Annotated in this window: 11 protein-coding genes; 9 read left to right on the top strand and 2 right to left on the bottom strand. The window is 36.1% G+C overall.

Going from position 1 to position 13,610, the window contains the following annotated elements:
* The first annotated feature begins 71 nt into the window (after positions 1–71).
* The 9 genes from JJN12_RS10670 to JJN12_RS10630 all read left to right on the top strand — a co-directional run bounded on the left by JJN12_RS10670 (position 72) and on the right by JJN12_RS10630 (position 11,235).
* Positions 72–797 (top strand): hypothetical protein, encoded by a 726-nt coding sequence (locus JJN12_RS10670; protein WP_208429666.1) that lies wholly within the window; start codon positions 72–74, stop codon positions 795–797.
* Positions 798–1,262: 465 nt separating this feature from the next.
* Positions 1,263–2,048 carry a hypothetical protein gene (locus tag JJN12_RS10665; RefSeq protein WP_208429665.1) on the top strand — a complete coding sequence of 262 codons (786 nt, stop codon included), beginning with the start codon at positions 1,263–1,265 and terminating at the stop codon, positions 2,046–2,048.
* Positions 2,049–2,251: 203 nt separating this feature from the next.
* Entirely contained in the window at positions 2,252–2,623 is a 372-nt protein-coding gene (locus JJN12_RS10660) for a hypothetical protein (protein ID WP_208429664.1), read from the top strand.
* A 10-nt stretch (positions 2,624–2,633) separates the two neighbouring features.
* On the top strand, positions 2,634–3,323 hold the full coding sequence (locus tag JJN12_RS10655; protein WP_208429663.1) for an ABC transporter ATP-binding protein: 690 nt from the start codon (positions 2,634–2,636) through the stop codon (positions 3,321–3,323).
* The gene (locus JJN12_RS10650; protein WP_208429662.1) at positions 3,313–5,688 is read left to right on the top strand and encodes an FtsX-like permease family protein; all 2,376 of its coding nucleotides are present in this window, start codon (positions 3,313–3,315) and stop codon (positions 5,686–5,688) included. Before JJN12_RS10655 ends, JJN12_RS10650 begins: the two co-directional genes overlap by 11 nt.
* A gap of 178 nt (positions 5,689–5,866) precedes the next feature.
* Complete coding sequence (locus tag JJN12_RS10645; RefSeq protein WP_208429661.1) at positions 5,867–6,466, top strand: TetR/AcrR family transcriptional regulator; 600 nt, start codon at positions 5,867–5,869, stop codon at positions 6,464–6,466.
* 22 nt (positions 6,467–6,488) lie between these two features.
* Positions 6,489–8,948, top strand: coding sequence for a PEP/pyruvate-binding domain-containing protein (locus JJN12_RS10640; protein WP_208429660.1), 2,460 nt, complete (start codon positions 6,489–6,491; stop codon positions 8,946–8,948).
* Positions 8,949–9,139: 191 nt separating this feature from the next.
* The gene (locus JJN12_RS10635; RefSeq protein WP_208429659.1) at positions 9,140–10,528 is read left to right on the top strand and encodes an MATE family efflux transporter; all 1,389 of its coding nucleotides are present in this window, start codon (positions 9,140–9,142) and stop codon (positions 10,526–10,528) included.
* 50 nt (positions 10,529–10,578) lie between these two features.
* Positions 10,579–11,235: a hypothetical protein gene (locus JJN12_RS10630; RefSeq protein WP_208429658.1), complete on the top strand. Its 657-nt coding sequence runs from the start codon at positions 10,579–10,581 to the stop codon at positions 11,233–11,235.
* 148 nt (positions 11,236–11,383) lie between these two features.
* Here JJN12_RS10630 and JJN12_RS10625 read toward each other — a convergent pair whose 3' ends face one another.
* Both JJN12_RS10625 and JJN12_RS10620 read right to left on the bottom strand, forming a co-directional pair.
* Positions 11,384–12,499: a tetratricopeptide repeat protein gene (locus JJN12_RS10625; protein ID WP_208429657.1), complete on the bottom strand. Its 1,116-nt coding sequence runs from the start codon at positions 12,497–12,499 to the stop codon at positions 11,384–11,386.
* A 586-nt stretch (positions 12,500–13,085) separates the two neighbouring features.
* Positions 13,086–13,412 carry a DUF4143 domain-containing protein gene (locus JJN12_RS10620; RefSeq protein ID WP_236013768.1) on the bottom strand — a complete coding sequence of 109 codons (327 nt, stop codon included), beginning with the start codon at positions 13,410–13,412 and terminating at the stop codon, positions 13,086–13,088.
* Between the last annotated feature and the right edge of the window lie 198 nt (positions 13,413–13,610).

The following is a 13,610-nucleotide window of genomic DNA, read 5'->3' as shown; positions in this document are numbered from 1 at the left end:
TGTATTTTGATCCGAGCTATATTTCGTTTACAAGAGCACCTTAATAAATGAGACAAGCACACAAAAGGACGGTGGATAAATTGAAAACACATTTGTTAAAAGTATTTTTGCCGTTATTTATTGTATGTATTATTCTTGTTGCCTTTTTCAGACAAATAGGTTGTGGTAGTGACGGGGAATACGCTTTTCAAATAAGTGAATGGGGAGCAAAGCTTAAGAATATCTACGGAACAGATTTTATAAACAAAGAAATAATAGTCAGAGATAACGCTGTACGGGTTGATGGTATCCGGTGCTTATATGCGGTGAATCAGAATGAAGATGGACTTAGTATCTATTTATTACTGCCAGGAGGGGATTATCTCACCCATAATTATGTAGGTTCATCCTTTGTTAGATTTAGCAATAGCTCTGAATACATTAATATGGCCTATGGAGAAGGAAGCGTTGAAGTCTCAGATTCAACCTCAAACGGCGAAGTACAAAATACAGAAGAAAAAGAAGCTCGTGACAAGGTTGATGAAGCCATAAATAGTATGAGACATTTATTTGCTTCTGCTATCATGGTAAATTTGAGAGTAGTGGAATTATATAAAATACTAACAGTTTGTATGATTTTAATTGTTATTGCTATGACTATAGGATATTATTCATACTTAAAGCCTGAGACAGTATATGGGTTTTACTGTAAATTAAGAAGAAAAGAAAAATATCCATCGGATGTAAACTTGGTGAAAAGAATAGGCTTTTTGGTAATTATCTTACCGCCCTGTATGCTGTTTTTGCTAATTGTCTAAGATAAATAAAATATACACAACTTTACAACCTTATAAATAATGTGTCTGCTTACAAAACACTAATTTTAAGGCAATTATTACTGATGATAAAAGAAATATAATTCAACAACTACTTAAAGAGTGCGATGTATAAACTACTGAAGACATTTAGGATGCTCTTAAAGATCTGTTAGGTGGAAGCATTAAAGAGATGATTTTTTATTTATGCTATCTATTATTTTGTACGTGATAGCGGTGTAATAAGGAAGCTTGCGTCAATAGGTATTTTGCCGATTTCTGCAATAGGTATTGATATTATCTTAAAAGATGCTATACTGCAATTAGAGGTACATCAGCCTAAGCGTACAGTAAGCCAAAAGAAAAGACAACTGAAGGCAGATGATGAAAAGCTTAAGTCCACAGAGGTATAAGAACGGTGATATTTAATAGTAACATGATAAACTTTTTTAGAATCAGGAGGTTTGTATGAAAACAGATGAAAAAAAGAAACTGTATTTTTGTAAAAATAAAATTGCCTGGTGTCAAGTAGATAATGTCAGGGACAATATGTTTGAGATGGTGGAACATATGAAAAACGATGATAGTACTCTAGATATAGATATAACGAGTATACTGTGCACATTAAAAAAAGAGCAAAATAACAGTTTGAGAAAATGGATATCTGAAAGACGAAAATTTATTGGAGAGATACTTATTTTACTTACACTTATTTTTACATGTTATATATTAGTGCGTGGTATATTGCAGGATAATATGTCTGTATTTGCAATTTACACCTTGCCTGTTGTACTTACGGCAATGTATTATGTGATTTCAAAAGATATCAGATTCATACGCTTTTTTGAAATATCTAAGAAAGAAATATCAATTAGGAGATGTTTATTTATTATTGCTTTGATTGATGCTCTTGTGATTCAGGCGGCATTGTATGTTATCTTTCCTTGGTACATAAAAAATGTTTCAAGTACTACCATTTATGAGCTTGTATGGATTTATAATCTGGTAACTTTTGCAATAAATGCAGGATGTCTGTTATATTCAGTTTACAGATATAAAAGATACTGTGAAATAAGTCTTGGTGGTATTTGGGGTGTTGAATTTGGAGTTTTTGCAACTTGGTTTTTTTCGGCTTATGTACAAAGGAATGCATCCATGCTTGAAGGATCATATGTATTTGTATTAATGCCGTATTTAATTTCTGTAGTATTGTATATATGCATCGAAATATATAAAAGCAGGCAGAACAGATGATAATAAAGGCTTGAGGCAGTATTTGCCGAAGCAGACCGGCTAGAAACATCAATATATGCTTGCCATATATCTAATCAGTATGAAGAAAACTGAAGGTGTAGCATTAAAGAGCTTGAGTTTTTAAGCATTAAGATATTTGAGAATTTAAGTGATTTTGAGAATACTTAGCTGATATAAAGCTCAGAGCTTGGAGAGGTATAAAGATGGCAATAGAAATATCAATTATTTTAGTATATTTAGCCGGGATTTTTATTAAGAATTATCAGCTGGGATATTCTCCTTTTGGTGCTGTGTTTTTACTGATAGATTTCTCAATGCTTATTCAGGCAGCGGTATTGTCAGCAATATTTTTTGGGATAAAAAGTATAAGAGAAATGTACAAAAATGAAAGACTTAAAGCAAGGATATTATTTTTAATGGCAGCTATTCTTATTTCAGTTGTAAATGCAATGATATCTGTAGATGGGAAAGCAGATATATGGACGTACCTTTTGTTGTATTCATTGCCTATATTTTATTGTAGTCTAATAAGTATTGCTGCCACAATAATCATTAGAAGACATTCAAAAAAATGATACAAATAACTTGAGTTTAGAAAAGGCAAGCGGTATGGTAAAGGTAAAAAATATTGCAAAAAGTATTAAAAATGGACAGCATTCAATAGAGATATTAAAGAATATCAATTTAGAAATAAATACTGGCGAGATACTTTCTATTATGGGACCGAGTGGTTGTGGAAAGAGTACTCTGCTTGGAGTAATAGGAGGAATAGATAAGCCTGATAAGGGGAAGGTACTTATAGGGGATACTGATTTGTATGCTCTTAAGAATGAAGAACTTGATATATTTAGGAATGAAAATATTGGGATAGTTTTTCAGAATCACTGCCTTGTGGAAGAATTATCACTTATAGAAAATATAGAGCTCCCAAGCATATTTAGTGAGAAAAAAGAGAATTTTGAAAGCAAAATAGCAGAACTTATAGAATTATTGGGGCTGAAAGGAAAAGAGAAACTATATCCTTATCAGCTTTCAGGAGGAGAAAAACAAAGGACTGCAATAGCCAGAGCTTTGATAAATAACCCTAAAGTACTCATAGCAGATGAGCCGACGGGTGCTCTTGACAGTTCTAACAGTAATAATATTTTACGCTTATTTAGGGAACTGGTTAATAACTTTAGCATAAGCATTATAATATCTACTCATGATTGCCATGTATCAGAGGTTTCTGACAGACAGATAAAAATGCTTGACGGAGAATTATATGAAGCTTAGTAAATGTTATTCTTTATATTATAAATTGTTTGGCAGGAAAAATAACAAAAATATTATGATAATGTTTCTTCTGTCATTTGCTTTTAGTACTTTGGCGCTTCTTCTATTTATTACATCACTATCAGAAGATTTATATAAAGCCGGCTCAGGAAGTAATAATCTTACCATAAGTGTAATGGACACATATGGTAGAACTATAACAAGTCCTAAGCTTAATGCTTATATAAGAGAATTAAGCAAAGAGGTAGAAGTTTCTACAGAGAGGTTTCTGCCAATCAAAAACAATATAGGCAAAGAAGAAAAGCAGATTATCCTTAGGGTGTCAGATAAAGATTTGGAAGGAACTTGTATTTTAAGTATACAGGCGGCTGCTAAGCTTAAGGCAAAAGAGGGTGACAGGGTATATTTTGATGTTCTAAATAAATCGCTTATTGTTAAAAAAATTGAACCCTGCGATTCTAATTTCGAGGATATGGTTCTAGCAGGATATGTAATCGTAGGCAGAGAAAATATTAATGAATTAAAAAAGACCTTTAATGATGGTGAATTTGTTTCCAAATGTAATTTGGAAATTAACATTAAAGGGAAGGTTGATGAAAAATCTGTATATAATGATGTAAAAAACATTTTTAATGAATCAGGTAAAAAAGACTATATTATACAAATGTCTACCAAAGAAGCAGTACTTGACAATTTTAAGACTACATTAAAATCAGGAGAAAATATACTAAGAATTTTTATAAATATAAATGTAATAATAGTAGTGTTAGGCATAATGGCAATACTCTACTTAAAAGAAAACTCTGTTAAGCCAAAACTTATTATAGCCAGAATATATGGAGTGAATAAAAGTGTACTGAGGCTGTTTGCTGTCCTTGATGCAATCTTTATTACTCCTACTTCGTCTGCTCTTGCAACTGTAATAGGAGCATTATTATTCAGATATTATTGTAACACTTTTTTAGCAGTCAAAATATCTGTTTTGACTCTATTAAATGTTGGATTAGTTACATTTTTAAAAATCTTATTATTATCAGTTTCAATAGTTTTTTTATTTCATTTAGGGATGTATGAACTAATATATGAGTTAAAAATAGCGGATGAGCTAAGGGGCAGAAAAACTTTAGTAGTAAAAAAAATGATAAATAAATGGCAGGTGCTTAGTGTCATATCATACATTGTCATAAGTTTATTTATTTTTGGAGGAATAAATCCGCTAATATTTATAAGTCTCTTAATAATTTTTATATTCAACCTGATATTCAGGCTTGGATTTGTCTTAGTTTCCATGCTTGCAATTAAGAAAAAGAGCATGGTCAAGCTGGCTTTATTGCTTGTTAAAAGGAGGAAAAAACATAATGCAGTATTAGGGACAACAATAGTTGCTGTATGTATGTTGGTAATAGTGCTTTATAATGTATTACTTGGTGTAGAAACTTATTATGAAAATTTGTGGATAAGCACACAGGGATTTAATTTGTGTATTACTGAATCTGATGTAAATTCTAATAAGTTTGAAAAAGCAATTTCTGAAAAAAATATTAAATACTTTACATCATTTAATAAATCCTTTCAGCTAAAAGGAGGTGAAGGGAAATTTTATAGTATGGCAGTTTTTAAGGATGATGAGGGACTTAGCAGAAATAAGGTGCCACCTAAAGGAACATTTTATGCAAACAGGTACTTTTGCTATATTACAGGGATAAGCCGGAACGGTCAATATAAATTTTTTGACAGAGCACTTAGCTTAACCGGAAATGTAGATGATATGCCTAATACGCCGGCTGCATATACTGTTGCACTCAATTATGATGATGTAAAGGAGAATATCGATAATAGCTTTCAGAAAAATATTCTTATAAATGCAGATAAAACGGATAAAGAGAATATAGAACATCTGGCAGCGGAGACTGGGGCAGAAGTCGTGAGCGTGGACTCGTACATTAAGATGTACAAGGAAGGGTTTTATCAGTATATTGTATTCATATATATTACCTGTATTTTAATGTTTATAACTTTAATATGTATAATTGGTATATTGAGTTTTGTACTGTTTACCTCAAGGAAAAGAGAGTTTATGCTGTATAGAGTTATTGGAGCAAGGAGAAGAGACATAGAAAAAATAGTTATATTTGAAAACATAATTATTACTTCAGTGGCAACGCTAACTACTATGATTTTCCAGACTGCTATTTTAAATGGACTAAGTTTTATTATGTTTAAACATGCAGTTTATTTTCCACCAATTTATGTTTTTATAGCCATATTGGGAAGTATTATTGTGCTAGTTACTGGAATAACAATTTTATCATTCATAAGTATGAAAAAGAATGAGATGATAGAACTGTTAAGAATAGGAGACTAAGTGAAAACAGTAAGAACAGCCTTGAGTAAGAATTAGGTAAAAAAGAATGCTTAAGCAGCACATAGTAAAAAACAAAATCCAAGGTCAATGAATATCTTTAAAAATATTCATTGACTTTTTTCTTTTAAAGGTTTATCATGTCTATGAACATACAACAAAATATTCATAGAGGTAAGATATGGCGAAGGCATTTAATGAAGAAGAAAAACAGGAAATAAAGCAGAAGATGATGGATATAGCCCTTATGCTCTTTCACGAAAGCGGCACAAAGGGGCTTAGTATAAAGGAGCTTACAAGTAGAACGGGGATAGCTCAGGGAAGCTTTTACAACTTTTGGAAGGACAAGGATGCTCTCATTCTCGATGTGATGCAGTATAGGTCGGCTCAGAAGCTGGCTGTGGTTGAGAAATATTTTAATAAATCCTTAGACAATCCTGTAGGCTTTCTCGCAGACATTATCTATGAGTACTCAGTTGATTTTAAGGAAAAATGTGAGAAAAAGCCGATATATGCGGAGGCTTTGGCTATGCTTGCAAGGAAAAATGAGGGTAAGACCTATGAGATAAGTGAGATATATACAGCCTTTATCAGGAAGATAGCTGCTTACTGGAGGGAGAAGGGGGCAGTTAAAAGCATAGATGAAAGAGGCCTCCTAAATACATTTATAGGGAGCTTTGTATTATTATCAAATTACGGCAAGTTTGAAAAAGAGTATTTTAATGAGGCGTTGAGGACTTTCATCACGGCTATGGTAGAAAGGTACATTGAGGTGAGATAGTTACTAAGAAAGAAGGGGAATTATGGTACTTGATTTTAGTAAGATTAGAAAAGAAGATGTACTTACGGCAGGTGGCAAGGGAGCCAATCTTGGGGAAATGGTCTTGGCAGGAATAAATGTGCCAAAGGGTTTTGTAGTAACTGCAGATGCTTACAAAGAATTTCTTAAGATAAACTCCTTAGAGGAAGTCTTCAAAAAAGAACTTACTGGGAGTGTGCAAGATGAGGCGGAACTTTTTAAAACTGCAAAGAAGCTAAGGGAACTTATAAGCAAAGGGAAGCTGCCTGATACTGTAATAAATGAGGTAAAAAATGCCTATGAGGGGCTTGGAGAAAATGTCAGGGTAGCAGTGCGCTCATCTGCTACAGCGGAGGACTTGCCCGATGCAAGCTTTGCAGGACAGCAGGAGACTTATCTAAATGTAAGAGGTGTGGAGGAAGTCCTCCTTCGCATAGTCGACTGCTATGCATCCCTTTGGGGTAACAGGGCGGTAAGCTACAGGGCTAATCAGGGCTACAATCAGCTATCTGTTGCTATTGCAGTTGTTGTTCAGACCATGGTTGAAAGCGAAAAGGCAGGAGTCTTATTTACAGTCAACCCCGTCAATGAAAACCGGGAGGAGATGCAGATAAATGCAAGCTATGGCCTTGGGGAGAGCGTAGTAAGCGGAAGCGTAACAGCGGATAACTACATAGTGGACAAATCAGGCACGATTATAAGCCTCACCCTAGGTACAAAGGAAACTCAGATTATATATGCTGACAGGGAGACAAAAAAGGTAGAAGTAAGTGTGGAGCTTAGAGGAAAGCCTGCCCTAACGGAGGATGAGGTTAGGGCACTTGTACAGGCAGGAAATGCCATCGAGAAGCACTATGGTAAACCTATGGATGTAGAATGGGCTATAAGAGGTGGCGAGGTGTACATCCTACAGGCGAGAGAGATTACCACTCTTGGGGATAATCACGATGATGAGTTAGTTAAGGCTTATCTAAAAGGAGTGAGAGTTAAAGGATACACAAAAGAGAGGTACGCATTTATACTTGAAAAAATGCCATTTGCATACAGGGCACTAGACTATGATTATATGGTTGCTATAAATGACCAGACGGTCAGGTTGTTTGCCGAGGGTGGAATAAAGCTTGATACTAATCCCAGAATGGATGATGACGGGATAGAAACACTTCCAAATTCAAAAAATGGTGTAAATATACGCATATTCAATATATTTAAGCTTATTAAAATGATGAGAGACTACGACTACTGTGAGGGCAAATGCAGGGCATTTATGGAGGACTATGAAAAGGAAATAGAGGACCTTAAAAAGCTCGATTTTAGTAAAATGGATGTTAGGGAGTGCAGGGATTTTATTATTTACAGCTACGAGCTTACCAAAAGGCTCTGCTATGATAGGTTTAAGTATGCTCTGTTTCCATCAGTACTCGCAAAAGACTTGGAAAAGGCTGTGAAAAAGGTGGATGAAAGCTATACAGTCTACGACCTTTATAGAAACCTTGACAATAAGACAGCTGTAGTATCAAGAGATGTCGAACTGCTTGCAGCTGAAGCTAAGAAAAATGAAGAGCTTAAGAAAAGCCTGATATCAGGAGAGAGCTATGATAGTATTTGTAAGCAATATCCTGATTTTAAGCGCTTGGCAGAGGACTTTATTCGTAAAAACGGCTTCAAGTCAGACTATAACTGCTACTGTATAGATGCGAAGACCTTTGTGGAAGAGCCTGACAGACTAATTAACATAATGAAGCCACTTATACTGCAGGAGAACTTGGGAAAAGAAGAGACTGAAGACTTTGAGGAAATTTTGGCAAATATTGAAAAAGCCTATGGCAGTAAATTTCCTAAGATTAAGAGAAGGATAGAATCTTTCAGATATTTTCACATAGTCCGTGAAGAAAGCCAGTATCTCTGGGAAACTCTCTTCTACTATGTGAGACAGGCTGTAAAAAGAGCTAATTTACTACTGCTTGGAAATAAAGATTATAAGAGTGGTATTGCCAATCTGTTTTTTAAGGAGTTACTGGAAGCCCTTGAAAGAGGCTGTTTATCAGAAAGTGATAAGGGAAAAATTGACAGAAGAAATAAAAACCGTCCACTGGCAATAAAGGTTTGGGAGGCATCAAAAGGACTTGTCTTTGATACTGCGGGTGAGGTGCTAAAGGGAGTTAGCGGCAGCAGAGGAGTGGCTGTTGGAGAGGCCTGCCTGATAAAGGGACCTGAGGAATTCTACAAGATGAAAAAGGGAGGTATTTTAGTATGCCATCTCACCGATCCTGAGTGGACACCGCTTTTTAGCCTTGCAGGTGCTGTGGTAGCGGATACAGGCTCAGCTCTTAGCCACGCAGCCATAGTGGCAAGGGAATACGGTATCCCAGCCGTTTTGGGAGTGGGCTATGCTACTACTAAGTTTAAGGATGGCGACCAAGTCATGGTTGACGGCGATAAGGGAGTGGCAAGGAAGGCATGACTTGGTGGGATAGCTTGGTGTCAAATACTTTTGACACCCACATCATATATATGGAAAATTAGAGATAAAGACTTAATTTGAGAAGTTAGAGAAGCTGTAGAAGTAGGTGAGAATTATAACAGGATTATGAGAGTGGATATGCATAGCTTGGCAGAAAGACAGGATAATTAAATGGCGAGAGGAGGTAGAGTATGGACAGGGTAAATAACGAAGAAAACAGCAGAGCAACACAGCCTGAAAACAAAAAAGAGCTTCGAAGAGAATACATACTTACTGCCCCACTTCTTCCCCTCCTCATAAAAATGGCCGTTCCCACCATTATCGGTATGCTTGTGGCTATGATATACAATCTTACAGATACCTTTTTCATTGCAATGCTAGGCAATAAGTCAATGACAGCAGCGATAGGAATCACATTTAGTTATGTGAGCCTGATTCAGGCTCTAGGCTTTTGGTTTGGCTATGGCAGTGGAAATGCTATGTCAAGAAGCCTTGGAGCAGGGAAGAATGAAGAGACAGAAGTCTACTCTTCTACAGCTGTAGTAATGGCTTTGGCTACAGGGCTCGTTGTTTCTGCAGCCTCACTAATATTCATATCGCCCTTAACAGCTCTTATAGGCGGCTCTGCCTCTGAGAGCCTACAGAGCTTTGCGGGAGAATATCTGAGGGTAATTGCCATAAGCCTGCCCTTTGTACTATTTTCATTCACTGTTTACAATCAGCTTAGGCTATGTGGCAATGTAAAGGATGGTATGAAGGGCTTACTTGCCGGCATGCTTACCAACATCATCTTAGACCCTCTTTTTATATTTGGCCTTAAAATGGGCTTCATCGGAGCGGCCTATGCGACCTTAATCGGACAGGTTGTCGGTGCTTTGGTACTATTTATACTAGCAGGTAAGAATGGGAATATTGCTGTAAGCCTTACAAAAGCAAGGTTTACAAGGGAAAATGTTTATCACATCTTGGTAGGAGGGCTGCCGAATTTTGCAAGACAGGGAATCACAAGCCTTTCTTTAGTACTGCTCAATATGGTGGCAGCAGGCTTTGGAGAAGAGGTAATAGCGGCACTAACCGTTAGTTCAAGGGTGGCAGCAGTTGCGTACATGCTTGTAATAGGCTGGGGACAGGGATTTCAGCCAATATGTGCAATGAACTACGGTGCAGGGCAGTATGAGAGGGTGAGAAAGGCATTTAAGTACAATGTGAGAGTTGGCACGGTATTTATGAGCGTATCAGCAGTCGTTTTATATGTATTTGCAAGGGAATTTACAGAAGTTTTGTCAAGGAATAAGGATGTAATAAATATTGCTGTGGACATACTTAGAATCCAATGCCTTACCCTGCCTTTTATGGCTTATTTTGCTACAGGGAGCATGTATATGCAAAACATAGGCAGGTACTATACTGCCCTGATTATATCAATATCAAGGCAGGGAATATTTTATATACCTGCACTTTTTCTTCTAACACTCTCTTTAGGACAAAAGGGCTTGTATCTGGTTCAGCCTGTGGCAGATGTCTTGGCGTTCTTGCTTGCGGCAGTGGTTGTAAGGAAAAAGGGGTTGGAATATAAATAGATTTTAGATAAAATATTCTCAGAATAAATAGCTAAAAGGGAGAGGAAAATATGACTCATAAGGAGCAGCAGGCTGTAAGAGAATTGAAAAAAACTGTAGTTAAAACGCTTAAATCACTTGTTAAAGAGTTCGGATACAAGTTGCTGTCGGGCTGGATTTATAAGGTGGTAAATGATTATCTCTATCTGGTAAATATAGATGTTTATCCCGCAAGCCTTGGGAAATACATAAGCACAAAAATATCTGTTAAGCCGCTTATAATTGACAATATATTCTGGGAAGTGTATGAAATGGATGATTTGGGAACAACCTCAATTAACCCACATATTTCTGCGTCCGAAGGTCCTTATCCGCTGATAATAAAGGAGTATAATACTCCAGTCGGGTCACCTGATGAGGTAAACTATGCCTTGATAAGAGTCTTTGAAGAGGCAGACAGCATAATAAATGAATATAATAAACGCTTTACTGATATATCTTCTTTTAAGTCTGAATTAGAAGGTAGAGAAGATGAACATAGTGTGTTGGGTATAATCTTGTGTTATATTGCAGAAGGAAACTATAAAGAGGCCTTAAGTATCACAAAGGAAGAAATAAAAAAAGGAAACATAGGCTCTTTTGCTAAATATGACGAAAATGGAGTTACAGGCATAAATGAGTACTTAGAGAAATATCTTATGGCAAAACTTAGAGATGTCTACTCCTAAATTTTGTTACTTAGGCAAGTTCATTTTAAAGGACAAAACGAATAGATATTTTTACATTTGTAGGAATAAAAATGGACTTGCCACAAAAGCGTTTTTCGGCTAAAATGTAATCAGAGTACAGATTAGCCGAAAACAGTTTAAAATAATATTAGTCCATAAACTTATGTCTTAGACAGTCTATTAGAAAACACTCATACTCAGGGTAGAGGTTGAGAGTTATTTCAGGCTTTTTACAGCCATCTTCTATATCTTTTATCATAGCCCTATACTTTACTAAATCTTCTTTGTAGCTTTTGATATACTCTTCTTTTTCCTCAGAACTGCTATAATCCTCATCAATCTCAGCTTCTTTTATGTCTTCTTCAAGCCTTGAAATGGTGGAATTAACCAAGTTATAAAAATCATGCTTAAGGTTTTTAATCCACAGAGTATAATAATAATGCTTCCAGTCATCGGTATAATAATCGCATATCACGGCTTTGCAGTTTTCTAAAAATGTATCGTATTCGTCAAGCACATAGTAGGAGTCATAGACTTGATAATCAGAAATATCATCCGTACATAGTGAATAATTCTCATCCTGCCCGTCTTTTACCTGAGAAAGATAGAACTTTGCTTTTGCCTTATTCCCAAGAAAGAGCTCACAATAGGCCAGTGCCAGTATCAGCCTCATTCTACCGGGGTAGTCTATAAGTAAATCTTCAAAAATTGCTTTTGCCCTTTGATACTCCTTATTCTCATAAAGCCCCGCAGCATAATTAAAATGATTCACATAGTTGTTGGAGAGCTCCCTTGCTGATTCAAAATGTACTATGGCTTTTTCAAGGTATTTCTCACCATTATCTCTTTCATACTCGCTAAAATAATACAAGCCTAAACCTTCATAAGTTTCATAATATTGAGAATCTAATTCTTCTGCTTTAAGTAAATGCTTAGGATTAGAAGACTCAAAATCAATGTAATATCCGATGTTTGTGTATATTCTTGCTTTGTCACTGTCAGATAAGCAGTTTTCATTTTTATCAAGAAAATCAAGTAAAAGCTCTCCACAGGTATCATAACTGTCACGAAGCTCCATTCGGACAGAAGCAAGTAAACAAGCTACATCTACATTATTTTTATTCTCTTTTTGCATATCAAGCAAGAGCTCCTGCATTTTCTCAAAGTAAGGGAGAGACTTATCGTAATCCGTTAAAAACGGGGTATTGTATTTGGCTTCATAATCTGCTTTTGATTCCTGCCAGAATTCTTTTAACTTGTCCATATTAGACTCCTCACTAGTAAATTTTAATTTGTCGAGTTATATAATCTAAACTAAGTTGACGCTCCGAATGATAACATTTCAGACTCGCTCCGGCATCCGCTTCGCTCCGCCTTATGCGCTCGCTTAGAATTTATCATTCGAAGCTGGCAGCTTAAATTATTGAGTTATGTGAATAATTATGCTGCAAATTTAAGTTGCAAGTCTAAATACATCGGACTAAGTGACGCTCCGAATGATAACATTTCAGACTCGCTCCGGCATCCGCTTCGCTCCGCCTAATGCGCTCGCTTAGAATTTATCATTCGGAGCTGATACCTTTAATTTATACAAAAAATTACTAGAACACCAAATTAAAGACAGCCACCCCCGCCTGCCCCCATGTGGCTGATGTGTTTGTTTGTGACGACTTATCAATCAAACAGCCGGAACTAATAATGCCTAAGCGAGCGCATCAGGATTTTCGTTAACAAAGCCATATTACAACTGCATCTTACAGAAAAACCGTAGCGAGTCTGGACATTTATTAGTGGAGGCGTGACTTAGTAAGTTAACAACACATCAGCCCTACAAATTAGAATTTGCTGTACTAAATATATTCAATAGGGAGCGCTATTAGATTCCCCCTAAGATATGTTTTCCTATCAATTAGACAGAGAATAACCCCTACCCCTCTTTTCTTGTCAGGAATCTTGTCAAGTACTGGATTTGCCGCTCCCATGCTTGCCTTAGGGTTGCCGGACATTTTAACCTCTACAGGGTATAGGATGCCATTTTCCTCGATAATCAAATCAATTTCATTTTCTTCAGAAGCATTTTTATCCTTTCCACGGTAATAGAAAATGTTAAATCGATAATCCCTTCCCTCATTGGAATATGATTTTAATATCTCTGAAACTACAAAAGTCTCAAACATATTTCCTTCGCCTGCGGCCTCGTTAATTTGTCATCAAAATTTGTACGATTATACTTTGGAAATTCCTTTTTTATAAGTGTTGATTTGCCAACTTGTCTTGCACCAAGTACCGGTGTACATTTGCTGGTCTTCACTCTACGCTTTAGCACATCTGAAATAGCCCTTTTTATATATGTAATGCTCACCTCCGAGTAATCT

It is taken from the genome of Catonella massiliensis (genome assembly GCF_016651435.1).
Taxonomy (GTDB): domain Bacteria; phylum Bacillota; class Clostridia; order Lachnospirales; family Lachnospiraceae; genus Catonella; species Catonella massiliensis.
This window is presented reverse-complemented; position numbering and strand designations above follow the sequence as displayed.